The organism is Kribbella qitaiheensis, assembly GCF_042657745.1.
Classification (GTDB): Bacteria; Actinomycetota; Actinomycetes; order Propionibacteriales; family Kribbellaceae; genus Kribbella; species Kribbella qitaiheensis.
Window position 1 is genome coordinate 18,785 of record NZ_JBHSKE010000050.1, and the last position, 25,343, is coordinate 44,127.

The window sequence follows — 25,343 nt, forward strand, 5'->3', positions numbered from 1 at the left end:
GATCGAAGACTGAGACAGGCTGAACTATCCCTGGCGTGTCCGGGCTTTTAGGTTCTAGCTTGTTTTGCAGTGAATGAGTCGCTACAGACCGTCCTTCCCCGCTGACAGTCCGTACCGGTCCCCGGTTTGTGGCGAGCTGCCCAACCACGTCGACACGGGGAAAGGACCATGGCAACTCCCTCACGCCATCCCACCAGGACCAGACCGTCCGCACGCCGTTCCGCGGGGACCGAAGAGGTCCGCCGGTGAAGCCCCAGACTTTCGAACTCGTGCGTTACGCGGACATCAGCGGAGTCTCCGGCACCGGCACAGTCGCCGAAGGATGCGTCTTCACCGACGGATCGGTGGCGCTGCGCTGGCATGGCGACAACCCCTCCACCGCCGTCTGGCCGGATCTGGAGTCCATCCTCGCCGTCCACGGCCACCGCGGCGCCACCGTGGTCCGCTGGCTCGATGCCCCCGAGATGGAACCGGTGCCCGGCGAGGTCGCGCACATCCTCGCCACCGGCCGCCACACCCACCACGCACCGCCAGCCGTAGCCACCGCCTGACTCACCCTGTACTGCGGGGCGGTCAGCGCGGGTGCTGCCGGAAGCGGAGGGTCAGGCGTTGACTCCGGTCAGGGCGAAGAACTCCTGGCGCGAGGCGGCGCTGTCGCGCAGCATGCCGTGCAGGGCCGAGGTGACCGTGGTGGAGCCCGCCGCGCGGACGCCGCGCAGCGACATGCACTGGTGCTCGGCCTCGATCACGACGCCGACCCCCTTGGGCTCGAGGTGGTCCTGCAGCCAGTCGGCGACCTGCTTGGTCAGCCGCTCCTGGACCTGGAAGTCGCGGGCGAACAGCTCCACCACACGGGCCAGCTTCGACAGGCCGAGGATGCGCTCGCCCGGCAGATAGGCGACGTGCGCGACGCCCTGGAACGGCAGCAGGTGGTGTTCGCAGAGGGACTGGACGGGAATGTTCCGCGCCAGCACCAGTTCGTCGTACCCCTCATCGTTCGGGAACGTCGTCAGTTCGAACTCGCGCGGCGTCAGCATCTCGGCGTACGCGTTCGCGACCCGGCGGGGCGTGTCGGCCAGGTGGGCGCTGTGCGGGTCCCGGCCCAGCGCGGTGAGCAGGTCCGCCACCGCCCGCTGCGCCGCGGGCAGGTCGATCTCCGGCCGGCCTCCCACGATGTGCAGCGGCACGCTCGCCTCCGCGAGGCCGGGGGCTCCGGTCAGGTCGCGGTCGTCGGTGAGCTCGCGGAAGTCCGCGGAATCCAGCTCTGAACGGACAGTCGTCATCTGCGCGCCTCCAGCGTCGGGAACCCTGAAACAGTCAGCTTACTGTTAGAGCAACCGAAGTTGTCGATAGAATCATCCCGTGGACAGTTCGCGGGACACCGGGGTGCAGGCAGTCGCCGCGCTCGACGAGCCCACTCGCCGGCGCCTCTACGACCATGTCGTCGCCCAGCCAGGCCCGGTCAGCCGCGACGAGGCCGCCGCCGCGATCGATCTCCCCCGCACTACCGCCGCGTTCCACCTCGACAAACTGGCCGAGGAAGGCCTGCTCGAGGTCGTCTTCGAGCGCCGTACCGGTCGGACCGGCCCCGGCGCGGGCCGCCCGGCCAAGCTCTACCGCCGCTCCGACCGCGAGATCGAGATCTCCCTCCCCGAGCGCCACTACGACGTCGCCGGCCACCTGCTCGCCGGCGCCCTGGAGGATGCCGAAGCTTCCGGCGGCTCACCGCGCGGCGCCCTGGAGCAGCGAGCCCACCATTACGGCGAGTCGGTCGGCCGCGCGGCTCGGAAGCACCCCGGTACTCCGCTCGCCCAGGTGCTCGAGGCGCACGGGTTCGAGCCACGCCGCAGCGGTGACAGCATCGATCTCGTCAACTGCCCGTTCCGCGCGCTCGCCAAGGAACACCCCGGCCTCGTCTGCAGCATGACACTCCGGCTGGTCGGCGGCGTGCTCGACGGGCTAGGCGACACCGGTTTGCGGGCCGAGCTCCACCCCCGACCCGCCCACTGCTGTGTCCGCCTGGAACCCGCTGAACCGACGTAGGGTTTGTCAGGTGGCGAAGAGCAAGCAGACTGGGCAGGGCACTCCCGCGACGGTCGCACTGACGAAGGCTGGACTCAGCTTCAGCACCCATGCCTACGAGCACGACCCGGCCGCCAAGTCGTACGGCCTCGAGGCCGCGGAGGCGCTCGGACTGGCACCCGAGCAGGTCTTCAAAACCCTCCTGGTGGAGGTCGACGGCAAGCTCGCGGTCGGCGTCGTCCCGGTCGACCGGCAGCTAGACCTGAAGGCCGTGGCCGCCGCGCTCAAAGGCAAGAAGGCGACCATGGCCGATCCCGCGGCAGCCGAACGAACCACCGGCTACGTAGTCGGCGGCATCAGCCCGATCGGCCAGAAGCGCGCGCTCCCGACGGTCATCGACAGCACCGCCACCGAGCACGAGACCGTCTACGTCTCCGGTGGCCGACGGGGCCTAGACCTAGGCCTAGCCCCCGCCGACCTCATCTCAATCACCTCGGCCAACACCGCCCCGATCGCCCGCTGACGGCCAGCCCAGGTTCACGTTCAGCCGGTGACGCTCGCGCGGCCGGTCTCGACGTGACCGGTTAGCCGGCGCCGGTACGTCGGGTCCTCGGCGACGGTGATCTCGACGTCGTACCAGCCCTCGTCGGTCGGCCAGGTCACCTTGCGGGTCTGGCGTCCACGTATCTCCTGGTGGATCGTCTTGCCGCGGTAGCCACGGGCCTTCAGCTTCACGCTGAGCGGCTTGCGGCTGGTGTTCTCCAGCTCGAGCTCAACCGAACCATGCACTACCCGAGCCTGTACATCGAACCCGGCCGCGAGCCCGTCGACAGAGCCGGCGAGCTCCACCCAGAAGCGGTTCGGCCCCTGCACCGCGAGCTCGTAAGGACCACTGACCGGAAGGGATTCCACCCGCTCTCCCTTGACGTCGAGATGCGCCGGGGCGGACAGCTCGCCGCCGTACGGGTAGATCGCGAAGTGCGCGGCCTCGTCGGCTTCGTTGCCCAGTCGCAGCTTCAGCTTGCCATCGGCAACAAGACCCGAAACCGACGGCTGGTAAGGCAATGCGCGAGCCGGACGACGACCGGGCTCCTGCTGCGAGAGAGCCTGAGAGGTCGGCGGGACCGGCTTCCACCGGGTGATCGGCGCTGGCACCGGGCCGGGTGCGTCGACTGACGGCTGACGGTGCGAGCGGGTGAAGTCGAACGCCGAGGTCAGGTCACCGCAGGCCGTCCGGCGCCAGCCGCTGATGTTCGGCTCGCGGACGCCGGTGACGCGCTCGAGGAACTGGACCACCGAGGTGTGATCGGCGACCTGCGAGTTCACGTGGCCGCCGACCGACCAGGGCGATACGACCGTCATCGGGACCCGCGGGCCGAGGCCGATCGGGCGGCCGGCGTACCAGTCGTCGCTCTCGCCGGAGTCGGGCCGCGGCGCGACCGGCGGCGGCACGTGGTCGAAGTACCCGTCGTTCTCGTCGAAGTTGATCAGCAGCACGGTCTTCGACCAGGTGTCCGGGTCGGAGGCGATCGCGTCCAGCACGTCGTAGACGAGGTTCGCGCTGCCGACCGGGGTCGAGGATCCCGGGTGCTCGGAGTCGACCGCGGACGGCACGAGCCAGCTCACCTGCGGCAGCTTGCCGGCCTCGATGTCGGCGCGCAGCCGCGGCACGAGCGACTCCGGCTCGCTGCGGAACATCGCCTTGTAGAAGAGCTTCTGGTCCTTCTTCGGCTGCTTGGCGACCGCCGCCTCGAGCTGCGTCAGCGCCTCGGTCCGCTCGGCCGGCGTCTTCGCGAACAGCTTGTCGTAGAACTCCTCGGTGGTTCGGTAACCACCCGGCACCGACGCGAGGATGCGGCGGCCGAGCTCCTTGAAGGTCTTGAAGTACTCGACCGCGTTGTCGGTGAAGTTGTCCCACTCCTGGTAGATCTGCCACGACACCCCGGCCTGCTCGAGCCGCTCGGGGTACGCCGTCCAGTCGTAGCCGGCGTGGTTGTAGTCGTACGCCGCGTTGGTGACCGCGCGCTGCGTCGTACCGGGCTCGTACCCCGTCGTGCCGGACCACAGGTAGTTCCGGTTCGGGTTGGTCGAGCCGTTGACCGAGCAGTGGTAGGCGTCGCAGATCGTGAAGGTCTCGGCGAGCTCGTACTGCAACGGGATGTCGCGGCGCTCGTAGTGCGTCATGGTGGCAGCGGTCTTGGCCTGCACCCAGTCGTCGTTCCAGCCGTTGCCCCAGGCCTGGGTCGCGTCGGTGAACCCGTGCGCGAGCGCGCCGAGGTACTGGATGTCGTCCGTACTGCGCCCCGCGGCGACCGCGGCCTTGCGGACCGAGAACGGCAGCACCTCGCCGCCGCCGGTGACCGGTTGGTGGAACACGGACTTGCCGTTGCGCAGCCGCAGCGGCAGGCGGTCGCCGTACCCGCGGACGCCGCGCAGCGTGCCGAAGTAGTGGTCGAAGGAACGGTTCTCCTGCATCAGCACGATGACGTGCTCGACGGCCTTCAGGCCACCGGGTCGGATCGGCTGCGCCATCGCCGCGTGCAGCGACGGTGGGAGCAGCGAGAGCGCTGCCCCACCGGCTGCGGAACCAAGAACCAGGCGGCGGGAAATCTCAGTCATGCCCCGGACAGTAGGCCAGCACCTGCCCGTCGCGGGATGCCTTCAGGCGTTCATTCGTCTGAAGTTCACGCGCCCGTACGACGCTGCACGACAGCGTCGCGGAGCTGCTCCAGAACGGCCTCGGTGGTGTCCCAGCCCAGGCACGCGTCGGTGATCGACTGTCCGTAGGTGAGCGGCTTCGTCGGGTCGAGATCCTGCCGGCCCTCGACCAGGAACGACTCCAGCATCACGCCGACGATGGCCCGGTTGCCGGCCGCCACCTGCGCACCGATCTCGGCCGCCACCTGCGGCTGACGGCGGTGGTCCTTGCGGCTGTTCCCGTGGCTCGCGTCGACGACTACCCGCTCGGCGAGACCGGCCTTGCTCAGCAACGCCTGGGCTCCCGCGACGGACTCGGCGTCGTAGTTGGGCCCGGCGTCCGAGCCGCGCAGTACCAGGTGGCAGTCGGGGTTGCCGCGGGTGTGCAGGATCGCGGGTGCACCGTCGTGGTCGATACCGGTGAACACGTGCGGCACGGCAGCAGCCTTGACCGCGTCGACCGCGGTCGAGATGCTGCCGTCGGGGCGGTTCTTCATCCCGATCGGCATCGACAGCCCGGACGACAACTGCCGGTGCACCTGGCTCTCGACGGTCCGCGCCCCGATCGCGCCCCACCCGACGGTGTCCGCGATGTACTGCGGCGTAATGGGGTCGAGGAACTCGCACCCGACCGGCAGACCCTTGGCCAGTACTTCGAGCAGCAGCGCGCGGGCGGTCCGCAGACCCGTGTTGACGTCACCCGAACCGTCGAGGCCCGGGTCGTTGATCAGGCCCTTCCAACCGAGCGTGGACCGCGGCTTCTCGAAGTACACCCGCATCACCACGAGCAGACCGTCGGAGAGGCGCTCGGCGACCGGGCGCAGGCGTTCGGCGTACTCCAGGGCGGCCTGCGCGTCGTGCACCGAGCAAGGGCCGACGACCACCAGCAGGCGGTCGTCGACGCCGTTCAGGACATCCGTGACGGCCTGCCGTCCGGCGACGACGGTCTCGGCCAGCTGTTCACTGAGCGGCAACTCGTCATGCAGCGCCTGCGGGGTGATCAGCGGGACGGTCTTCTCGATCCGTCGGTCGACCACAGCCGCTGGGCTGGTCTGCTGGGGAAGGGTGTTCATCACTGGGACCTTTCCGCCGGAACTCCGCGGTGGACCCGAGGACAGCGCCGGCTGGGAATGAGAAAAGGCAAGGACGACTGTCCTTGCCTCGGGCCGGCTCTGGTTGGTTCAGGCGTCAGCGGCAGCTGAGTCGCCCGGCACCACAGCCGGCCACTCAAAAAACTGCCAATACCAACGGTTCACGTCGTCGACGATATCACCCACCGCAACGAACCCCGCCCGCCGGCCGCGAACGTGGACGCCGGCCGTGAGGGCGCCCGCCGAAACTCGGTGGCCGGGCGGTGCGCGGCATGGTTGCCTCGGGCCATGACCGATGGTGTCTCCGTCCGGCCCGCACGGCCCGGCGAGCTGAGTGAACTGCAGGCGATCGAACTGGCCGCGGGCGAGTTGTTCCGCGAGATCGGCATGGTCACGGTCGCCGACCATGCCCCGCCGCCGCTGTCCGTGATGGCGGAGTACCAGCGGGACGGGAGGGCCTGGGTCGCGGCGGATCAGGACGATCGGCCAGTCGGGTTCATCCTGGTGCTGATCGTGGACGGCTGCGCCCACATCGAGCAAGTGAGCGTCCACCCGGCCCAGGCGCGACGCGGGATCGGGCGGCTGTTGATCGACGAGGTCGACCGCTGGGCCGCCGGACAGAGCCTTCCCGCGCTAACCCTGACCACCTTCCGCAGCGTGGCCTGGAACGGCCCGTACTACGCCCGCCTGGGCTTCCGTGAACTGTCTCCCGCGGAGTTCACACCGGGGCTCGAGGAGATCCGCGCGGCCGAGACCGCGATGGGCCTCGACCCGGCCGACCGGGTCTGCATGCGGCGCGACCTCAAGGGCTAGACGGCGCGACCTCGGGCGTCAGGTGGCGACCGGGAGCCGAGACGGCTGGTGTCACTGGCTGAGATCGGGAATCACCTGGGTGTAACCGGGGTGGTGCGTGCGTCGTTGAGGTCGCAACAGGTCGAGGTCCCTCAAAGGGGTGCAGCACGGTGGCAGGTCCGCTCGGGGGTTCGGGGGCGCTGCGATGGCGCGGCAACAACCCGGCGACCGCGCTGCCCGGCAACCGGGGCGCCAGAGGCTGGGCGGGCGCCCGCCACCTCAGGTAGAACTTCACCGTGACCCAGATCTACCTGGTCCGGCACGGCGAGCCGGACTACGAGACAGTCGACAGCCGCGGCCTGCCCGGGCTGGCTGCCGACACGGCTCCCCTGACTCCGCAAGGCGCCAAGCAGGCGGAGGCGGTCGCGGATCTGCTCAGCGGCATCGGGGCCACCTACCTGGTCAGCTCGCCGTTCACCCGCGCTCTGCACAGCGCCGCGATCATCGGCCACCGCCTGGCCCTCGGCGTGCGGGTCGACTACGACCTGCGGGACTGGTTGCCCGAGAGCTCGGGGTGCTGGCGCGGGCAGATCGACGTACGGGCCGCACAGGCCGAGCTGGACGAGTACGACGGGGAATGGCCCGAGGGGATCCACCGGCCCTGGGAGCCCCTCTCACAGGTCCGTGAGAGGGCCCTGGAGGCTCTGGCACGGCATACGGCGAGTACGGACGGCCCTGTGCTGGCGATCACCCACTCGATGGTGATCCGCGCCCTCACGGGCGAGCGAGACACCCCGCACGGCGCGCACCAGTACTACCGCTACGAGTCAAACGGCTGAACTGGAGCCGCCGAGCTACGCGCGTACCGCGGTCTCGGGTCGTACCGCGGTGACGAGGCTGGTGACGGCGTCCGCCAGCGAGTTCACCCAGCCATCGGGCGTGCCGGGCACCTGCCAACCAGGTCCGCCGACCACGAGCGAGTACGACGGCCGGGTGCGGGCCAGCATGCGCAGGGCATCCGTGTCCGCGGTTTCCGGCGCACTCGACCAGATGAACACCGCGGCCGGGCGAATCCGGCGTACGGCCGTCGAGAGGGAGCTCACCGGCGTCGCTGCGCCGAGAGTGCGGACCCGGATGGAGCGCTCGGCCAGAGCAGCCGCCACCGCGAGCAACGGCAGCGCGTGATCCTCCTTCTCGAGACAAGCCAGTACTACGGGCCGCTCCGTCTCGTCCGGCTTGTACCGCTCGACCGAACGGCGGGTGTGGTACCGCAGGCCACCGGCGACCGCGTCTGACGCGAGATGCTCGATCTCCACGCACGCACCGGTGCGCTCCCACTGGTCCCCGACCTCGACGAGCAGCGGCGCCAGCCTGCTCGTCCACGCCTCGACCGCGCCGGACCGGTCGAGGCTCCGGGCGACCTCGTGAGTGAGCCGTTCGCCGTCCATCGCGTTGGCGAGCTCGAAGAGGTCCGCGAGTTTGCCCGGCCCGGACGACTTCGACCGCCCGGACGACCGGACGGCGAAGCCGCGCTTCTGGACGGAGTGCTGCCGGGAGCCTTCGGCGCCGGACGTGGTAGATGTCACAGTAGGTGATTGAGCAAGGTAGATCCGGTCACGAACGGCGGACGCTGCCTCGGCCGTCGGAACCCCTTGGTTGACCAACCCGAGCATCGCCCGGAGCCGGGCGAGATCCTCCGGGCTGTACCGCCGGTGACCGCCCACTGAGCGCGCGCTCGGGCTCAATCCGTACCTGCGTTCCCAACTGCGCAGCGTAGGCGCGGCGATGCCGAGACGTCGTGCCGCGGCACCCACCGTGAGGGTGTCCGCGGTCGAATCCGGCTTCGGCGTCACGGCGTTCATGATGCCCGTTCGCCGCCTCTGAACGGCAGGAATCGCCACGGGCCGATAACGACTCGACCGAAGTTCGAGACAACGAGGGTTGAACTACGCATGAGTTGAGCATAGTTTTCACCGAGCGCCCGTCCGCGCTCACGGTGAGTCAAGGAGGTTGCCATGTCGAGAGGGATGCCTCGCCTACCCCGCCCGCTCATGGATCTGTGGGACTGGCAGTCGCAAGCCGCTTGCCGCGACGTCAACCCGGAGTTGTTCTTCTCCCCCGAGTCGGAGCGTGGCGTTCGCAAACGCGCTCGCGAGATGGTGGCGAAGTCACTTTGCGGGACCTGCCCGGTCCAGCCCGAATGCCGGCAGCACGCGCTCTCCGTCGGGGAGCCGTACGGCGTCTGGGGTGGCACCACGGAATCCGAACGGGACAACGTCGTACTCGCCGAACACAGGAAGTCCGCCTGACGGCCGCCGGGAGCTGAACCACCCCGACCCATCCGGGTCCGGCCGCGCACCGGCCGGGCCCGGCTCCGACCTCCAGCGGCCTCACCCGCGCGGAGGTCGATCATCCACCAGGGCGTGTTGGCAAACCCTGAGCAGTCGCCGGCAGGTGCTCGGCGCGTAACGCGATCAGGGCTTCCCGTCGTCGGACTCGGTCGGCGCTTCGGTCTCGGCCTCGTCCTTCGCCTTGCCACCCTTGGACTTGTTCCCCTTGGACTTCTCGTTCGGCTTTTCCGGGTGGACCTCGTCCTGGACGGCGTCCCGGACCGGATCGCCAGGCTGGTCGTCAGCGGCAGGCTTGTCCTTGTCGGCGGGCTCGTCGGGCTTCGGCGGCCGCACGGTGGTGCGCGGATCGCGGTACCGCTCGAGCGACGCCAGGAAGTCCGGGTCGTCGTCCGGCGCGACCGGGCGGGCCGTCGGCTTCACCGGCCGTGTGTTGCGCTCGCGTCTGACCCCCTCCGTGCGGGAGACCAGCAGCCAGACGATCGGGCCGACGAAAGGCACGAAGACGATCAGGACGATCCACACCAGCTTGGGCAGGTAGGGAACGTCCTTGTCGCGGGTCTGGATGCAGGAGAAGAGCGCGTAGACGCTGAGCACCAGGCTGATCAGGAACGGCAGAAATCGGACCACGCTCCAACAGTACGGCTCCGGACGGGATCGGACCGGCGCGCCCGCATCACAATGCGCGCCGACCGCCCTGACACGTCAGCGATGAGACCGAGCGGGCCGAGGAGCTTGCCGCCGACCTTGCCCTCGATCACGGCCCGCACCTTGCCGGGTCAGCTGGCCCGGGTCAGGCCGCGGGCTCGCAGTACCGAGTTCTCCAGGGGGCGGAAGACCAGCAGTTCGATGCCGACGCCCACCACGAAGATCAGCAGGACTCCGGCGAAGACCATCGAGATGTCGGACAGGGACATGCCGTTGTGCAGGTACTGACCGAGGCCCTCGCCCAGGTCGGGCGAGGTGGCGATCAGTTCGGCGGCCATCAGCGATCGCCAGGAGAAGGCCCAGCCCTGCTTGAGTCCGCCGAGGAATCCCGGCAGCGCGGCCGGCAGCAGGATGTACCTGATCCCGCCGAGACGACCGGCCCCGAGCGCCTTGCCGACCCGGGGCAGGATCGGCGGCACCTGGTCGAGCCCGGACACCAGGCCGTTGGCGATCGAGGGGACCGCGCCGAGCAGGACCACCCAGTAGATCGCCCGGTCGTTCAGGCCGAACCACAGGATCGCCGCCGGCACCCAGGCCACTGACGGCAGGCTCTGCAGCCCGGACACCAGCGGACCGATACCGCGACGGACCACGGTGATGTTGGCGATCGCGAGCCCCAGCGGTACGGCGATCAGCAGCGAGATCGCGAACCCGATCACGGCCCGGTGCACCGACACCCAGAACAGCTCGAGGATCTTGCCGGTGGTCACCAGTTGCCAGATCTGCGACCACACGTCGACCGGCGCGGGCAGTTTGAACTCGGGCCAGAACGCCGCGGCCCAGAGGAGCTGCCAGACCAGTACGAGCAGCACGATCGCGGCGATCGGCGGCAGCACCTTGCCGACGATGCGCCGCAGCAGGCTCCCCTGGGCCGAGTTGACCGGGGTGTCGAGCGCATCCAGCCCGGCCCGGACCGATCCGGCGTACTGGTCGTCCGCCGCGCGGTCCTGCAGGCCGGTGCTCTCAGGCTGCGGCATGACTGCTGATCACCTTCCGCAGTTCCGCGTTGATCTCGTCGACTGCGTCGGTCTCACCGGCACCGGACAGGTCGTCCACGTCCCACTGCCGCACGACCCGGCCCGGCCGCGAGGACAGCAGTACGACGCGCTGCCCGAGCCGGACCGCTTCGCGGACGTCGTGGGTGACGAAGAGGATCGCCGTACCGGTGGCGCGCCAGATCCGCAGCAGCTCACCCTGCAGGACGTCGCGGGTGATCGCGTCAAGGGCAGAGAACGGCTCGTCCATCAACAGCAGCGACGGCTTGCCGGCCCCGGAGCCGGTGTTGTCCGTCGTCGACGCGAGCGCCCGCGCCAGCGCGACCCGCTGCCGCATACCGCCGGACAGCTCGTGCGGACGCTTGTCTCCCAGCCCTGCCAGCCGAACCAGCTCCAGCAGCTCGGCAGCCTTCGCGCGCCGAGCGGCCTTCGGTACGCCGGCCATCCGCAGCGGGAGCTCGACGTTGCCGGCGGCGGTCAGCCACGGCATCAGCGCGGGCTCCTGGAAGACCACAGCGGGACGCGACGAGCTGAGCTCGATCCGGCCGCTGGTCGGCTCGTCCAGACCTGCGACCAGGTTGAGCAGCGTGGTCTTGCCGCAGCCCGACGCACCGAGCAGGCAGACGAACTCACCGGCGTACACGTCCAGGTCGACCTGGTCGAGCGCGACCACGGCCTTCTGCCCGTGCCCGAAGGCCTTGCCGACCTGGTGGAACCGGACCGGCCGCACCTCGGTGCCACTCGTGATGGTCGTCTCGCTGGCTTCGACTGTCGCGGTCATCGTCTGCCTCCTCGTCGCGGAACCGGAGCACCTGTGGGCGCTGCGGCGCGGAACACTGGCTACTTGGTGTCGAGACCGGCGGCATCGACTGTCGGCTTGCCGGCCTTCGTCAGTACTTCGTTCAGGGGGCCGAGGTCGGCGAATCCCGACACGCTCGGGGCTTCCTTGGCGATCCCGGCGGTGACCTGGTCCTTGGCCAGCTGCGGGAACTGCGCGGCGATCGGGTCGGCGGTGACCTCGATCTTGCTGAAGGCGCGGTCGATCACCGCGGGCTTCAGCGCCTTGCCGGTCAGCTCCTTGAGCTGGTCGTTGACCACCGTCTTGGCGGCGGCCTTGTCCGTGCTGCTGAAGTCGATCGCCGCGACCAGGCCGGTCAGCAACTGCTTGACCGACTCGGGGTGCTCCTGCAGGAACTGGGTGCGGACGATCAGCACGGTGGTCGGGAACTTGCCGTCCGGCCACAGGTCGGCCTCGTCCAGCAGCACCTTCGCGCCGGCGTCGAGCACCAGCCGGGACGACCAGGGCTCCGGCAGCCAGGCCGCGTCGACCTCGCCGTTCTTGAACGCGTCCAGGGTCTGCGCGTTCTCCAGGTTGGTCACCTTGACCTTGCCGGTCAGGTTCTTCTCGGCCAGCCACTTCTTCAGCGACACGTCCTGGGTGTTGCCGAGCTGCGGGGTGACCACGGTCTTGCCGGCCAGGTCCGCCGGCTTGGTGATGGTCGACCGGACCACGAGTTGGGCGCCACCCGAGGTGGTGCCCGCGATCAGCCGGACGGCCTCGCCGTTGGACTTCGCGTAGGCGTTGATGGCCGGGCCGGAGCCGATGAAGGACGCGTCCAGCGAACCGCCGAGCAGCGCGCCGACCGCCTCCGGACCGGCGTTGAACTTGGTCGGCACGAGCTTGGTGCTGCCGAGTTCCTTGCTGAACAGGCCTTTGTCGAGGCCGATCAGCGCGGCCGCGTGGGTGACGTTCGGGAAGTAGCCGAGCCGCAGCTCAGCGGCCGGGCCTTTGTCGCTCGAGGCGGCGGGCGTCTCGTCGCTGTCGGCGCGGGAGCAGCCGGCCACGGCGGCGACCAGGGAGAGGAGGGCGGCAGAGGCCGCCAGAACGCGGGCAGGACGGAAGCTGGTGATGCTCACAGGGAGACCCTCGGAGGTGCGGGCGACCACGGTCGCGGGCGGAGTTCAGAGCAGGCTGGAGAAGGACTTCAGACAGCGGGCTGAGAAAGCGCCGAAGGTCAACAGGTCGCGGAGGCGACGCGGAGCAGATCGACGTGCCGACGGCGGGTGAGCGCGTCGGCTGGTCGGTTGGCGGTGACCTGCATGCACACCATGAAACCGGAGAAAGTCCATCAACGGGCTGTGGTTTCACGATCCGAGACGACAAATCACTTACTGAGACAGCTCCGCACTTTCCGCCGATCACCCATCACCAGCCCGTTCGGCTCCGAAGTTCCTGCATGAGTGGTTCAAAATTGTTCCAAACTTATGCAACTGCAAGGCTTTCGGTATGAGCGGCGAGCGTCCCAGCGCCGCGGTCGTGGGCTCCGGGATCTCCGGCCTGACCGCGGCCTACGTCTTGAACCGGAGCCACGACGTCACCCTCTTCGAGGCCGACGACCGGCCCGGCGGGCATGCCCACACGCACGACGTGACCGACTCCGCCGGGCAGTCCCTGCGGATCGACACCGGCTTCATCGTGCACAACGAGCGCACCTACCCGAACCTGCTCCGGCTCTTCGGCGAACTCGGCGTCGCCACCCAGCCCACCGAGATGAGCATGAGCGTGCACTGCGACGGCTGCGGACTCGAGTACGCCGGTGGCCGTGGCGCGGGTTCGCTGTTCAGCCAGGCGCGGCGCGCGGCGGATCCCCGCTTCCTGCGGATGCTGGCCGAGGTCCCGCGCTTCCACCGCGAGGCCCGCACCGTCCTCGACTCGGACGACGACCGGCTCGCTTGGGGCGACTTCATCCGCACCCGCGGGTTCTCCCCGTACTTCGCGAACCACTTCGCCGTACCGCTGGTTTCCTGTGTCTGGTCGGCGGGATCGGCGGATGCCGCGCTCTACCCGGCGCGGTACCTGTTCCAGTTTCTCGAGCACCACGGCATGCTCTCGGTCGGCGGCGCGCCCCGCTGGCGCACGGTGACTGGTGGCTCCCGGAGCTACGTCGACGCGGTGACCGCCCGGGTCAGCGCGGTACGGACCTCGGCGCCGGTTCGCGCAGTACTGCGGCACGACGACGGGGTCGAGGTGGTCACCGACCGGGCCGAGGAGTTCGACAAGGTCGTCGTGGCGACCCATGCCGACACCGCGCTCGACCTGCTCGCGGACGCGACGCCCGAGGAGAAGTCGCTGCTCGACACGTTCCGCTACTCGGTCAATCCGACCTGGCTGCACACCGACACGTCCGTGCTGCCGGCATCGCGCCGCGCGCGGGCCTCGTGGAACTACCGCATGCGGGGTTGCGCCACAGACGAGCCGCAAGTGCTGGTCAGCTACTGGATGAACCGCCTGCAGGGTCTCCAGAGCGCCGACGAGCATCTGGTCACCTTGAACCCCGACTGCTGGGTCGACCCGACCAGGGCGACGGCGCGGATGAGCTATGCCCACCCGGTGTTCACTCCGGAGTCGGTCGCGGCCGCCCCGGCGTTGCGAGCCGCCGGCGGGGTGCGGCTTGCCTTCGCCGGGGCCCATCTCGGCTGGGGATTCCACGAGGACGGCTGCCGCTCGGGCGTCGCCGCGGCCGAGAGGCTCGGCGCTTCGTGGTAGCACTCCCCCAGTTGCCGGCCCTCGTGGTCGGCCACGTCAGCCACTCCCGCCGAATGCAGGTGCGGCATCGGTTCCGCTACCGCACGTACCAGTGGCTGGTGGACCTCGACCACCTGCCGCGGCGGCGCTTCTCCGCGGCCGACCACCTCGGCAAAGGGCTGTCGTTGAAGGAGAACGTGGCCACCTTCACCGCGGCGCACGGGGTCCAGCTAGCCCCGAACGACCGGGTCGTGATGCTGGCGAACGCGCGCAGCCTCGGCTACGTCTTCGATCCGCTGAGCGTGTTCTGGTGTCTCACCTCGACCGGTGAGGTGCGTTGCGTCGTCCTCGAGATCCACAACACGTACGGCGAACGTCATGCGCAGCTGGCCCGCCCGGACAACACCGGCCGGTTCACACTCGGCAAGGAGTTCTACGTGTCGCCGTTCTTCACCGTGGCCGGGCGGTACGACGTGACGCTGCGGCTCGACCCCGAGCGGGTGGCCGTGGCGATCGACCTGATCCAGCACGACCACCGGGTCTTCTCCGCCGCCTTCACCGGGAAGCACCGGCCCGCGCGGTGGATGCACCGGCTGGGTGTGGCTCTGCGCACACCGTTCCCGACCTATCAGACCTGGGCACTCATCCGAATGCATGGTGTCTGGCTCTGGCTCCGCCGGTTACCAGTGATCGAGCGTCACCGGCACGTCCCACCGGAGGGAGTTTGATGAGCACCCTGCAACTCGTCGATGTCGAACACTGGCCGGCCGTCGCCCGTACGCCGTACAGCCCGCTGCGGGCAGCCGCGGCGCGACAGATCCTGCGCGGGGCGGTCCGCGAGCTGCCGGTCGTCGTACTGCTTCCGGATGGCCGGCGGCTCGGCGCGGGTGGTTCCGACGCGCCGGTGATGGAGATCGTCTCGGACAGCTTCTTCCACCGGATCGGCGCCGACCTCAAGATCGGTTTCGGCGAGTCCTACATGGCCGGCAACTGGCGAGCCGGTCGGGGCACTGATCTTGCCGACCTGCTGAGCGTGTTCGCGAGCCGCCTGAGCCACCTCGTACCGCCGGTGCTGCAGCGGTTCCGCAAGCTGATCGAGCAGCGGATGCCGTCGTCGGAGGACAACGATCGGCAGGGCGCACGGGCCAACATCGCCCGGCACTACGACCTCTCGAACGACCTGTTCGCCGCCTTCCTCGACTCCACCATGACGTACTCGTCGGCGTGGTTCTCCTCACCGACCGACGGCTTCGGCGAGCTCGCGGAAGCCCAGCGCCGCAAGATCGACGGCATCCTCGACTACGCCGGCGTCCACGCAGGCAGCCGGGTGCTGGAGATCGGTACCGGCTGGGGACAGCTCGCGATCCACGCCGCCGAGCGCGGCGCGACGATCACCTCCGTCACGCTGTCCGCCGAGCAACGCGACCTGGCCCGCAAGCGGATCGCCGAGGCCGGAGTCAACGCGACTGTCGAGCTGCGCGACTACCGCGACGTACAGGGCCAGTACGACGCGGTCGTCAGCGTCGAGATGATCGAAGCGGTCGGCGAGCGGTACTGGCCGACATACTTCGCGACCGTCGACCGGCTGCTCGCGCCGGGCGGACGGTTCGGGCTGCAGTCGATCACCATGCCGCACGACCGGCTGCTCGCCACCCGGCACGCCCAGAGCTGGATCCACAAGTACATCTTCCCGGGCGGACTGATCCCCTCGTTGACCGCGATCGACCAGATCGCGGCTACGGCGGGTGGGCTCGAGGTCGTCGAACGCCGCGACCTCGGGCCCGACTACGCGCACACCCTGCGGCTCTGGCGCGACCGCTTCACGGCGCGCGCAGCCGACGTCGCGAACCTCGGCTTCGACGCCGTCTTCCGGCGGATGTGGGAGTTCTACCTCGCGTACTCCGAGGCCGGCTTCCGCGCCGGGTACCTCGCGGTCTCTCAGCTGGCCCTGGCCAGGAAGGACTGATCGTGGAACTCGCCGGTCGCAGGATCTGGGTCATCGGTGCCTCGTCGGGCATCGGCGCCGCGCTCGCGGAGGAGTTGTGCCGCCGCGGCGCGCACGTCGCCGTGTCCGCCCGCCGTGCCGACGCCCTGAAGGAGGTCGCGGGCGAGTGGATGACCGCGGTCCCCTGCGACATCACCGACCGGTCGTCCGTCGAACAGGCGGCGGCCGAGGTCGAGGCCGAACTGGGCGGCATCGACATCGCAGTACTGAGCGCTGGTTACTGGAAGCAGATGAGCGAGTTCGACGTCGAGTCGTTCCACCGGCACCTGGAAGTGAATCTCGGCGGCATGGCGAATTGCCTCGGCGCGCTGATCCCGCGAATGACCGCTCGGCAGGCCGGGATGATCGTGGGCATCTCCTCGGTCGCGGGCTACCGCGGTCTGCCCGGCGCCGAGGCGTACGGCGCGACCAAGGCCGCGCAGATCAACCTGCTGGAGTCGCTTCGAGCCAGCCTGCGCCCGGACGGCATCGACGTACTGACCGTCTGCCCGGGGTTCGTCGAGACCGAGATGACCGAGGACAACGCGTTCCCGATGCCGTTCATGATCAAGGCGCCGCAGGCCGCCCGGGCGATCGCCGAAGGGATGGCGAACCAGTCGGCCCGGATCGTGTTCCCGTGGCAGATGGCGCTCCTGATGAAGGCGGCCAAGCTGGTTCCGGACCGGCTCTGGGCGCGGGCTCTCACTCCTCGGTCCTGAACTGTCCAGATCAGGACATGGCTGTTGCCCCGACGCGAGCGGGCTGCATACGGTCCTCCGGGATCTGCCCGCCATGTTGAGGAGTTCGCCTGATGCCTGTTGCCCCGGACAGCTGGACCCCTGGTGGACCATTGACCGCGGACAAGCTCACCGCCGAGTACGCCGACCGCCCGCTGGGCACGGACGTCACCCGGCCCCGGCTCGGGTGGATCGCGACGGCGCCCGGCTACGGAGCCACCCAGTCGGCGTACCAGATCCTGGTGGCGTCGGCGCCTGAGCTGCTGACGCCGGAGACCGCGGACGTCTGGGACTCCGGGCAGGTGCAGTCGGCGAAGACCTTCGGCATCCAGTACGACGGGCCCGCGCCGGCCCCGCGCACGAGGTACCACTGGGCGGTCAGGCTGTGGGACGGCGTCGAGCGGGTCGGTCGGTGGAGTGGGCCGACTTGGTTCGAGACGGGCCTGCTGGCGGAGGGGTTCGGGGACGCGCAGTGGATCGGCGCCCGCGAGGTGGTCCGCGACGAGGACGTGCCTGCGCCGCTGCTGCGCCGGGCCTTCGCCCTGACGGCTCCGGTGGAGCGCGCCCGGCTCTATGCCAGCGGGCTCGCCTACCAAGAGCTGAGGGTGAACGGGCAGCGCGTGGGCGACGCAGTACTGGATCCGGGATTCACCGACTACGAGGACACCGTGCTCTATGTCGCTCACGACGTGACGGGGTTGCTGCGGACCGGCGACAACGTGCTCGGCGCCGAACTCGGCCGCGGCTTCTTCGGACTGAGCACGCCGAATACCTGGCGCTGGCACCAGACCCCGTGGAATGCCGAGCCGCGACTGCTAGCCCGGCTGGTCATCGAGCACGCCGACGGCAGCGTGACCGAGATTCTCTCCGACGACGCGTGGCGCGTGGCCGACGGACCGACGCGGTCCGACTCGCTCTTCTGTGGAGAGACCTACGACTCCCGGCTGAATCCGGTCGGCTGGAACGAGCCCGGGTTCGATGACGGCTCGTGGACCGCGGCGCTCGTGCTGCCCGCGCCGCGCGGCGAGTTGCAGGCCCAGGAGCACGAGCCGATCCGGGTGATCGAGGATGTCGCGCCGGTCTCCTTCACCCAGCCCCGGCCCGGCGTGTGGGTGGCCGACTTCGGGCGCACCACGGCCGGCTGGACCAAGCTGCGGGTGGACGCTCCGGCCGGTACGACGATCAGCCTGCTGCACGGCGAGTGGTTGCTTGCCGACGGCACCGTCTTCGCCGAGAACAAGCACGTCCACAAACCGCGGTTCCAGCGCGACGAGTTCATTGCTGCTGGCAACGGAATGGAGGAGTGGGAGCCACGCTTCTCCTACAAGGGATTCCGCTACGTGCAGCTCGAAGGCTTCCCCGGTGAACCGACGGTCGGCGCGGTGACGATGCGGGTGGTGCACTCCGACGTCCGGGAGATCAGCCGGTTCTCCGCGAGCCAGCCGTTGTACGAGCAGATCGACAACGCGATGCGGCGGACCGTGCTGAACAACCTGCACGGCATCCCGACCGACACCCCGAAGATGGAGAAGAACGGCTGGACGGGTGACGCCCAGGTCGGCTCCCCCACGATGGCCGGCACCCTCGACATGTCGCGGTTCTTCACCAAGTGGCTCGGCGACCTGCGCGACAGCCAGAACGAGGCCGGCCAGTTGCCGGTGATCGTGCCGACCGGCGACTGGGGATTCACCGAGCTCTCCCCGGCGACCGAGTGGTCCACCGTCTACCCGTTCATCCTGCGCGAGATGCACCGCTGGTACGGCGACGAGCGGCTGCTCGCGGAGCACTGGAATTCCGTACTGCGGTACGTCGACTACGAACTCGGCCGGGTCGAGGACGGGTTGTCCCTCAGCGTGCTGGGTGACTGGATCCCGCCGGGCTACCCGTCCGGTCCCCCACCGGAAGACCGCCGCCTCACCGGTACGGCGTACCTGTATCGCGCGGTCATCTCGGTGGCGGAGATCGGCGAACTCCTCGGGCACACGGCGGAGGCGGATCGCCTGCGGAAGGCCGCGGGTGAACTGGCCGACGGCATCAACCAGGCGTTCCTCGACCGATCGGCCGGGGTCTATCGGTCGGATCTGGACCCGGACTACCGGCAGACGTCTAATGCGCTGCCGCTCGCCTTCGGGCTGGTGCCGGATGAGGTGGTTCCGCAGGTGGTGGCGAACCTGGTGGCCGACATCGAGGAGCGCGGATTCCACCTCAACACGGGATGTCTCGGCGTCGTAGTACTGCTTCCGGTGCTGACGGCGTACGGGCATGCAAATGTGGCGGCCAAGGTGGCGCTGCAGCGGACGTATCCGAGTTGGGGGTACTGGTTCGACCAGGGCGCGGACACGATGTGGGAGATGTGGGAGACCGACACCCGGTCGCGCAACCACTACTTCCAGGGCACGGTCGCGCAGTGGTTGCTGGAGAACGTCGCTGGACTGCGCAACGTCAGCAACGGGTGGGAGCGCATCCTGGTTCGGCCCGACGGCCGGGAGCAGGTGAACTCGGCCGCGCTGCGGACCGACACCGTGCGCGGGCGGGTGGCCGTTTCGTGGCGGCGGGTCGGGCGGGTGTTTCAGCTCGAGGTCCAGGTGCCGGTTGGGTCGACTGCAGACGTGCACGTGCCTTCGGCGGCTGCCTCCGACGTGACTGCTGTGCCTGCGCCTTTTGCTGGTGAGCCTGCGTTCGCGGACGGCTACACCGTCTACACGGTGCCTACCGGGCACTGGAGCTTCACATCGCGGACCTCGTAGCTTCTAGCCGCCCCGCTTGAGCGAGATCGAAGGGTTTCAGCCGACCTTGGTGAACATGAGGTCGTGGCAGATCCTTCCCTCAGCGTGGGCGCGCGACTCGAACTTGGTGATCGGGCGCCAGTCGGGTCGCGGCGCCCAACCGTCGTACTCGTTGCGCAGCAGCGGTTCGGCGGTGCAGATCTCCAGCATCCGCTCCGCATAGTGCTGCCAGTCCGTTGCCAGATGCAACCTCCCGCCCGGCGCCAGCCGCGAGGCCAGCAAGCCGACGAACTTCGGCGTGATGAGGCGGCGCTTGTGGTGCCGCTTCTTCGGCCAGGGATCGGGGAAGAACACCCGTACTCCGGCCAGCGAATCCGGCGGCAGGTGGTCGCGCAGAAAGTCGAGTGCGTCGCCGTGCAGCAGCCGGACGTTCTCCAGCTCGTACTTCTCCACCCACAACATCAACTGCCCGAGCCCGGCCGGGTAGACCTCGGCCGCCAGGTGGTTCACCTCCGGCTCCCGCGCGGCCAACTGCGCCGTCGCGTACCCCATCCCCGACCCGATCTCCAGCACCACCGGCGCTTCCCGCCCGAACCAGGTCGGCAGCTCGACCTCACCCGCGGGCAGATCCTCTAGCTTCCGCCCCAACTCAGCCCAGTGGGTATCCCAAACCCGCTGCTGCCCAACCGTCATCCGAACACTCCGCCGGACATGGCTGAACACCCCCGCCTGCCGAACCTCATCCACCATCTCCACCAAGCAATCCTATGTGAGCCCAGACGCCGACCCCCTCGTCGCCCGCCCGCCCCTGGGTCGCCGCTCCTCCGTCGGCCCTGGTAAGACCGAGGAAGTCGCCCGGAGGCCCGCAGCTCGCACCTCGGTTGCAGCAAGGTGGTCCCACGGGAGTCCCGGTGACTGTGTCAAGCCTTGGGTGGGCTTGCCTTGGATGAGAAGTGCGGCCGTTGAAGGCGGGTGCCGGCAATCGCTGAGGACGGGCGATCGGCGTACGGAACGACAGGACGTACTGCATTCTCACAGCGCCTCAACCGAATCGGTAAGCGTGGAGGTTGGCGTCGTGGACGAGGTCTTCCTGTCGTTCGGTACAGCCGTGCCGGCGCAACTGCTGAGGGGTCGGTGTCTTGTGCGGGCGGGCCTCAGGTGGGGTGAGCTTGTCGGTCAGCGAGGATGGGCGGGTGGAGTTGGAGGAAGAGGTACTGACCGGCGGGAACGTCTCCGGCGAGGTTGTCCGGATCGGCCGGACCGTGCGCAAGCCGGCTACTCCGTCGACGCCGGGTGTCGAGGCCGTCCTGGAGCATCTCGCCGGATTTCCGGCGTCGCCTCGCACCTTGGGCCGCGACGAGCAAGGGCGGCACGTCGTGGAGTACATCCCCGGCCGGCTGGCTGACACCTTGCCGCCGCTCACTCCGACCGAGCTCCACAAGCTCGGCGGGCTGATCCGTGAACTGCACGACGCGATGGACGACTTCGAGCCACCGGACGACGTCGTCTGGAACGTCGCGATCCCGGATCCGGCGGAAGGCACGCTCATCTGCCACAACGATCTCGCGCCCTGGAACCTGGTGCGAGACGGCGAGCGGTGGGTGTTCATCGACTGGGACGGCGCCGGACCGGGATCACGGTTGTGGGATCTCGGCTACGCAGCCCACGGCTTCGTCCCGTTCTTGCCCGATGGCGATCCGGCGGTGGATGCACCTCGATTGCGCGCCCTGGTAGACGGATACGGCCTGGACGCTGCAGAGCGGCGCGAGCTGCCTGCCCAGATCGCGGCCCACACTCGCGGCATGTTCGACCTGCTCCGGCGGGGGCATCAGACCGGCGAGCAGCCCTGGGCACTTCTGTACTCCGAAGGTCACGCCGACCACTGGGGCCCAGCCGCGGAGTACATCGAGCGGCATCACGACGAGTGGGTTGCCGCGCTGTCCTGAGCGGGCCTCAGTCGCCCCAGAACAGGCGGTCGACGACGTTGCGGGCCTGGCGGGTTCGGCGGAGGTAGTCGTCGGTGAAGCGGCTGGTTTCGTCGGCGTTGTAGCCGCAGATCTGGGCTACGGCGGCGAGGTCTCGGGGGTCGCGTGGGAGGGAGTCGCTGGGGCGGGCTCGGACGAGCATGATGGCGTTGCGGATCCGGGTCGCCATTTCCCAGGCGCGACTGAGGATGTCGGCGTCCGGCGGCTCGACCAGGCCTACGTCGACAGCTGCCCGCAAGGCGCCGAGGGTTCTGGTCGTGCGGAGGCCTTCCACTTGGTGGGCCTCGCGCATCTGGAGTAGTTGCACGGTCCACTCGATGTCGGCGAGGCCGCCACGGCCGAGCTTCGTGTGGGTGGCGGGGTCGGCGCCGCGCGGCAGGCGTTCGGCATCCACGCGGGCCTTGATCCGCTGGATCTCCATCACGTCGCGTTCGTTGATGCCGTCGGCCGGATACCTCAGCGGGTCGATCAGCGCGCGGAAGGCTTCGCACAGCTCGGGATCCCCGCAGAGCGGATCCGCCCGAAGCAGCGCCTGCGCTTCCCACACGGCCGACCAGCGCGCGTAGTACGTGGCGTAGGAAGCAAGCGTGCGGACGAGCGGTCCCTGGCGTCCCTCCGGTCTGAGGTCCGCGTCCACCGCGACGGCCGGATCGGCACCGGGCAAGGCGAGCAGACGCCGGAGCTCGGTCGCCACTTGGGTCGCAAAGTCGGTCGCCGCCTTCTCGGAAGCATCCGGCAGCGGGTCGTGCACGAACATCACGTCGGCATCGCTGCCGTAGCTCAGCTCGTGCCCGCCGAAGCGGCCCATCGCGACGATCGCCATTCGGGTCGGCTCGGGTTCGCCCTTGGCCACGGTCCGCCGCGCGACCTCCAGCGCCGCGGTCAGGGTCGCGACGGAGATCGTCGTGAGCGCCTCGCCGACCTCCTCGACCTCGAGCAGCCCGGACAGATCCGCCGCCGCGACCCGGAACAGCTCGCGCCGCCGCGCGCCGCGGATCGCCGCCACCGCGTCCTGGGGCTCGTCCTTCCGCTTCCCCGCCGCGGACATCTCCGACAGCAAGGACTCCAGGTTGCGCGGGGTCAGCTCCCGCTCGTCGGCCAGCATCGCCGTCGCCTCGGGAGCCCGCTGCAGCAGGTCCACGGCGTACCGGCCGCTGGCGAGCAGGTGCGCGAGCCGCTCGGCCGAGGCGCCTTCGTCGCGCAACTGCCGGAGGTACCACGGCGTCGAGCCGAGCGCGTCCGAGATGGTCCGGAAAGCCAGGAGCCCGGCGTCGGCGTCAGGCGACTCGGCGAACCAGCCGAGCATGGCCGGCAGCAACGTCCGCTGGATCGAGGAACGCCGCGAAACCCCTTCGGACAGTGCCTCGATGTGGCGCAGCGCAGACGCCGGATCGGCGTACCCGAGTGCGGTGAGCCGTTGCTTGGCAGCCTCCGGTGTCAGCCGTACTTCGCCGCCGGGGATGCGCGCGACGGCGGCCAGGAGCGGCCGGTAGAAGAGCTTCTCGTGCAGCCGGCGGACCTCCAGCGCGTGTTTCTTCCAAGCCGCGGTCAAGTCCGTGATCGGGTTCTTCGTGAAGCCGAGCGACCGCCCGAGCCGGCGCAGGTCGTCATCGTCGTCGGGAACCGAGTGCGTCCGCCGCAGCCGGTACAGCTGGATCCGGTGCTCCATCGACCGCAGGAACCGGTACGCGTCCGCGAGCATCGCGCCGTCGGTCCGCCCGACGTACCCGTGGCTGGTCAACTGCTCCAGCGCGATCAGCGTCGTCCCGCTCCGCACCGATTCGTCGCTGCGCCCGTGCACGAGTTGCAGGAGCTGTACTGCGAACTCCACGTCGCGTAGTCCGCCCGGCCCGAGCTTCAGCTGGCGGTCCATATCGGCGGCCGGGATGTGGTCGACGACCCGTCGGCGCATCGCCTGGACGTCGTCGACGAATCCCTCCCGGTCCGCGGCCGACCAGACCAGCTCGTCTGTCTTCTCGGCGTACGCGCGGCCGAGCTCGGCGTCCCCCGCGATCGGCCGGGCCTTGAGCAGGGCCTGGAACTCCCACGTCTTGGCCCACCGCTGGTAGTAGGCGAGGTGGCTGTCGAGCGTCCGCACCAATGGACCCGACTTACCCTCGGGACGCAGCGCGGCATCGACCGGCCAGAGGGTGCCTTCGGCGGTGTGCGCCGAGCAGATCCGCATCGCCGCCGACGCCAACTGCGTGGCGGTCTTCAGCGCGGGTGCCTCGGGCTCGCCGTCCAGCGGCTCAGCGACGAACAGCACGTCCACGTCGCTCACGTAGTTCAGCTCGCGGCCACCACATTTGCCCATGGCAACCACCGCGAGCCGGCACTCGGCGGCCCCGGGATGCGCCTTGAAGTAGTCGTTCCGCGCGATGTGCAACGCCGTCTCCAGCGCCCCCCCGGCAAGATCAGCCAGTACTGCGGCCACCTCGTCGACGAGGAGTCCCTCGGCCAGATCGCGCGCCGCCAACCTCAGCAGCAAGCGGCGGTACTCGACCCGCAGTGCGTCCACCGGGTTGTCCGCATCGACCGCAGTGGCCAGGCACGCGGCCACGTCGTCCGGCGTCGGGTGGGAGCTCGCCAGCGCCGGATCGGCCAGGTCGTACCAGTGCCGCGGGTGTACGCCGAGGTGCCGGCCGAGCGCCTCGCTCGCCCCGAGCACGGAGATGAGCCGGCGCCGGAAGTCCGGGTCCACGTCGAGGGTGCGCGCGAACGCGGCAAGGTCGTGACGGTTCTGGTCGAGCGCCTCGGCCATCCCGAGCAGGCCGGTCAGCGCGAGGTCGGGATCCGCCGACTCCGAGAGCGAGGTGACCACCTGGTCGCTGGCCATCGGACTGCGGACGTCCAGTTCGTCGAGCCGATCCAGCATCCGTCCGGCCCGTTGCGGATTCGCGAACCCCGCCCGCGCCAGCCGACCTGCACCCGAAATCCTCCGCGCCTCCGCCACACCCGCCAGCCTAGTGGGACCGCCGGACCGTCCTCACCGCCCGTGAGTCGCCCACTCCCCCGGACCCACAGCCCGCGAGCCGGGCGCGGGATGTCTCGGTCGCCGCGCGGCCGGATCTCGGAAGGGTTGCGGACAGCGCTCGGTCCGACACACGCAGTTGCTTGGCATATTCGGTCCGTAGTCGGCATGATGGCTGGTTATGGTCATGATGACGGGGTCGCTCGCTGTCCGGGGCACGGTGGTCTGGTTGACGCCCCAGCAGGGTGGGCGAGTGTCCGGGCCGCCTGAGCCGGACTACGACTACGACTACACAGCAACCGCCTACCTACCGCCGCGGACGGCTGAGGACGGCCAGGCCGGGCTCGCGCTGCGCCGGTTCGCGCCGGGCGCCTGGCGATCGTCCGCCGAGGGGATCCTGGTCCCCGGGCCCCTCCACCGGGCCCAGCAGGTGGTGCCGGGCGGGATCGTGGTGGTCACCGAGGGAGTCCGCCCGGTCGGCCTCTTCACGCTCGAGGAGGTGCACCCGCTCGCGCCCGACGGCACCCCGGTGATCGAGCGGCCCGCCGAGCTGGACATCACCGGGCTGACCTCGATCCGCCCGCTCGGCGCCGACGAGCTCCCGCCGTACCGGCACTCGACCGCGGCGGCCCGCTGGTCCGCCCACGAACGCACCCCCACCGGCACCGAGCTCCACGAACCCGCCTGAAACGCGCGCCAGCGCCGGCTGTCGACAGCCGGCGCTGGACACGAGCTCGCGCGTCCGGAGGATCTGAGGAGAG

The 25,343-nt window shown here is 69.6% G+C and carries 24 protein-coding genes; 13 read left to right on the plus strand and 11 right to left on the minus strand.

The features are described from left to right. Window positions 1-245: 245 nt before the first annotated feature. On the plus strand, window positions 246-551 hold the full coding sequence (locus ACFPJ1_RS31335; protein WP_380109421.1) for a hypothetical protein: 306 nt from the start codon (window positions 246-248) through the stop codon (window positions 549-551). 51 nt (window positions 552-602) lie between these two features. On the opposite strand, the gene folE is transcribed toward ACFPJ1_RS31335, so the two are convergent. Beyond that, window positions 603-1,283 (minus strand): GTP cyclohydrolase I FolE, encoded by a 681-nt coding sequence (folE, locus tag ACFPJ1_RS31340; protein WP_380109422.1) that lies wholly within the window; start codon window positions 1,281-1,283, stop codon window positions 603-605. Window positions 1,284-1,362: 79 nt separating this feature from the next. Between folE and ACFPJ1_RS31345 the strand changes: the two genes are divergently transcribed. Beyond that, window positions 1,363-2,043 (plus strand): helix-turn-helix transcriptional regulator, encoded by a 681-nt coding sequence (locus tag ACFPJ1_RS31345; RefSeq protein ID WP_380109424.1) that lies wholly within the window; start codon window positions 1,363-1,365, stop codon window positions 2,041-2,043. 10 nt (window positions 2,044-2,053) lie between these two features. Next, window positions 2,054-2,545 carry a Cys-tRNA(Pro) deacylase gene (gene ybaK, locus ACFPJ1_RS31350; RefSeq protein WP_380109426.1) on the plus strand — a complete coding sequence of 164 codons (492 nt, stop codon included), beginning with the start codon at window positions 2,054-2,056 and terminating at the stop codon, window positions 2,543-2,545. A 20-nt stretch (window positions 2,546-2,565) separates the two neighbouring features. On the opposite strand, the gene ACFPJ1_RS31355 is transcribed toward ybaK, so the two are convergent. Further along, window positions 2,566-4,641, minus strand: coding sequence for a phosphocholine-specific phospholipase C (locus ACFPJ1_RS31355; protein WP_380109427.1), 2,076 nt, complete (start codon window positions 4,639-4,641; stop codon window positions 2,566-2,568). Window positions 4,642-4,706: 65 nt separating this feature from the next. Beyond that, a complete protein-coding gene (locus ACFPJ1_RS31360; protein ID WP_380109429.1) occupies window positions 4,707-5,792 on the minus strand; it encodes a 3-deoxy-7-phosphoheptulonate synthase in 1,086 nt (361 codons plus the stop codon). Window positions 5,793-6,098: 306 nt separating this feature from the next. On the opposite strand from ACFPJ1_RS31360, the gene ACFPJ1_RS31365 reads away from it, so the two are divergent. Together ACFPJ1_RS31365 and ACFPJ1_RS31370 are read left to right on the plus strand one after the other, a co-directional pair. Next, the gene (locus ACFPJ1_RS31365; protein ID WP_380109431.1) at window positions 6,099-6,623 is read left to right on the plus strand and encodes a GNAT family N-acetyltransferase; all 525 of its coding nucleotides are present in this window, start codon (window positions 6,099-6,101) and stop codon (window positions 6,621-6,623) included. A gap of 275 nt (window positions 6,624-6,898) precedes the next feature. Next, window positions 6,899-7,441, plus strand: coding sequence for a histidine phosphatase family protein (locus ACFPJ1_RS31370; protein ID WP_380109432.1), 543 nt, complete (start codon window positions 6,899-6,901; stop codon window positions 7,439-7,441). A gap of 15 nt (window positions 7,442-7,456) precedes the next feature. Here the strand turns inward: ACFPJ1_RS31370 and ACFPJ1_RS31375 are convergent, their stop codons facing one another. Then, the gene (locus ACFPJ1_RS31375) at window positions 7,457-8,455 is read right to left on the minus strand and encodes a MerR family transcriptional regulator (RefSeq protein ID WP_380109435.1); all 999 of its coding nucleotides are present in this window, start codon (window positions 8,453-8,455) and stop codon (window positions 7,457-7,459) included. A gap of 162 nt (window positions 8,456-8,617) precedes the next feature. Between ACFPJ1_RS31375 and ACFPJ1_RS31380 the strand changes: the two genes are divergently transcribed. Further along, a complete protein-coding gene (locus ACFPJ1_RS31380; protein WP_012920258.1) occupies window positions 8,618-8,911 on the plus strand; it encodes a WhiB family transcriptional regulator in 294 nt (97 codons plus the stop codon). A 165-nt stretch (window positions 8,912-9,076) separates the two neighbouring features. Here the strand turns inward: ACFPJ1_RS31380 and ACFPJ1_RS31385 are convergent, their stop codons facing one another. The 5 genes from ACFPJ1_RS31385 to ACFPJ1_RS31405 all read right to left on the minus strand — a co-directional run bounded on the left by ACFPJ1_RS31385 (window position 9,077) and on the right by ACFPJ1_RS31405 (window position 12,764). Next, window positions 9,077-9,580 (minus strand): PLDc N-terminal domain-containing protein, encoded by a 504-nt coding sequence (locus ACFPJ1_RS31385; protein WP_380109436.1) that lies wholly within the window; start codon window positions 9,578-9,580, stop codon window positions 9,077-9,079. 149 nt (window positions 9,581-9,729) lie between these two features. Further along, window positions 9,730-10,635: an ABC transporter permease gene (locus tag ACFPJ1_RS31390; protein ID WP_380109437.1), complete on the minus strand. Its 906-nt coding sequence runs from the start codon at window positions 10,633-10,635 to the stop codon at window positions 9,730-9,732. Next, window positions 10,622-11,434 carry an ABC transporter ATP-binding protein gene (locus ACFPJ1_RS31395; protein WP_380109439.1) on the minus strand — a complete coding sequence of 271 codons (813 nt, stop codon included), beginning with the start codon at window positions 11,432-11,434 and terminating at the stop codon, window positions 10,622-10,624. The genes ACFPJ1_RS31390 and ACFPJ1_RS31395 overlap by 14 nt, the downstream gene beginning before the upstream one ends. A 59-nt stretch (window positions 11,435-11,493) precedes the next feature. Beyond that, complete coding sequence (locus ACFPJ1_RS31400) at window positions 11,494-12,570, minus strand: ABC transporter substrate-binding protein (protein ID WP_380109442.1); 1,077 nt, start codon at window positions 12,568-12,570, stop codon at window positions 11,494-11,496. 98 nt (window positions 12,571-12,668) lie between these two features. Then, complete coding sequence (locus ACFPJ1_RS31405; RefSeq protein ID WP_363704822.1) at window positions 12,669-12,764, minus strand: putative leader peptide; 96 nt, start codon at window positions 12,762-12,764, stop codon at window positions 12,669-12,671. A 176-nt stretch (window positions 12,765-12,940) separates the two neighbouring features. On the opposite strand from ACFPJ1_RS31405, the gene ACFPJ1_RS31410 reads away from it, so the two are divergent. The 5 genes from ACFPJ1_RS31410 (at window position 12,941) to ACFPJ1_RS31430 (ending at window position 19,647) form a co-directional block, all read left to right on the plus strand. Continuing rightward, window positions 12,941-14,200: an NAD(P)/FAD-dependent oxidoreductase gene (locus ACFPJ1_RS31410; RefSeq protein ID WP_380109444.1), complete on the plus strand. Its 1,260-nt coding sequence runs from the start codon at window positions 12,941-12,943 to the stop codon at window positions 14,198-14,200. Further along, window positions 14,194-14,907 carry a DUF1365 domain-containing protein gene (locus ACFPJ1_RS31415; RefSeq protein WP_380109446.1) on the plus strand — a complete coding sequence of 238 codons (714 nt, stop codon included), beginning with the start codon at window positions 14,194-14,196 and terminating at the stop codon, window positions 14,905-14,907. Before ACFPJ1_RS31410 ends, ACFPJ1_RS31415 begins: the two co-directional genes overlap by 7 nt. After that, window positions 14,907-16,145 (plus strand): class I SAM-dependent methyltransferase, encoded by a 1,239-nt coding sequence (locus ACFPJ1_RS31420; RefSeq protein ID WP_380109447.1) that lies wholly within the window; start codon window positions 14,907-14,909, stop codon window positions 16,143-16,145. Before ACFPJ1_RS31415 ends, ACFPJ1_RS31420 begins: the two co-directional genes overlap by 1 nt. A gap of 2 nt (window positions 16,146-16,147) precedes the next feature. Continuing rightward, window positions 16,148-16,882, plus strand: coding sequence for an SDR family NAD(P)-dependent oxidoreductase (locus ACFPJ1_RS31425; RefSeq protein ID WP_380109448.1), 735 nt, complete (start codon window positions 16,148-16,150; stop codon window positions 16,880-16,882). A 92-nt stretch (window positions 16,883-16,974) separates the two neighbouring features. Beyond that, window positions 16,975-19,647, plus strand: a complete 2,673-nt coding sequence (locus ACFPJ1_RS31430) for a family 78 glycoside hydrolase catalytic domain (RefSeq protein WP_380109449.1) — start codon at window positions 16,975-16,977, stop codon at window positions 19,645-19,647. A 36-nt stretch (window positions 19,648-19,683) separates the two neighbouring features. Here ACFPJ1_RS31430 and trmB read toward each other — a convergent pair whose 3' ends face one another. Continuing rightward, window positions 19,684-20,319 (minus strand): tRNA (guanosine(46)-N7)-methyltransferase TrmB, encoded by a 636-nt coding sequence (gene trmB, locus ACFPJ1_RS31435; RefSeq protein ID WP_380109450.1) that lies wholly within the window; start codon window positions 20,317-20,319, stop codon window positions 19,684-19,686. Window positions 20,320-20,819: 500 nt separating this feature from the next. Here trmB and ACFPJ1_RS31440 point away from each other — a divergent pair, with 500 nt between their 5' ends. Continuing rightward, window positions 20,820-21,572 carry a phosphotransferase enzyme family protein gene (locus ACFPJ1_RS31440; protein WP_380109451.1) on the plus strand — a complete coding sequence of 251 codons (753 nt, stop codon included), beginning with the start codon at window positions 20,820-20,822 and terminating at the stop codon, window positions 21,570-21,572. A 7-nt stretch (window positions 21,573-21,579) separates the two neighbouring features. On the opposite strand, the gene ACFPJ1_RS31445 is transcribed toward ACFPJ1_RS31440, so the two are convergent. After that, a complete protein-coding gene (locus tag ACFPJ1_RS31445; protein ID WP_380109452.1) occupies window positions 21,580-24,564 on the minus strand; it encodes a bifunctional [glutamine synthetase] adenylyltransferase/[glutamine synthetase]-adenylyl-L-tyrosine phosphorylase in 2,985 nt (994 codons plus the stop codon). A 271-nt stretch (window positions 24,565-24,835) separates the two neighbouring features. On the opposite strand from ACFPJ1_RS31445, the gene ACFPJ1_RS31450 reads away from it, so the two are divergent. Further along, window positions 24,836-25,270, plus strand: coding sequence for a hypothetical protein (locus ACFPJ1_RS31450; RefSeq protein WP_380109453.1), 435 nt, complete (start codon window positions 24,836-24,838; stop codon window positions 25,268-25,270). The last annotated feature ends 73 nt before the right edge of the window (window positions 25,271-25,343 follow it).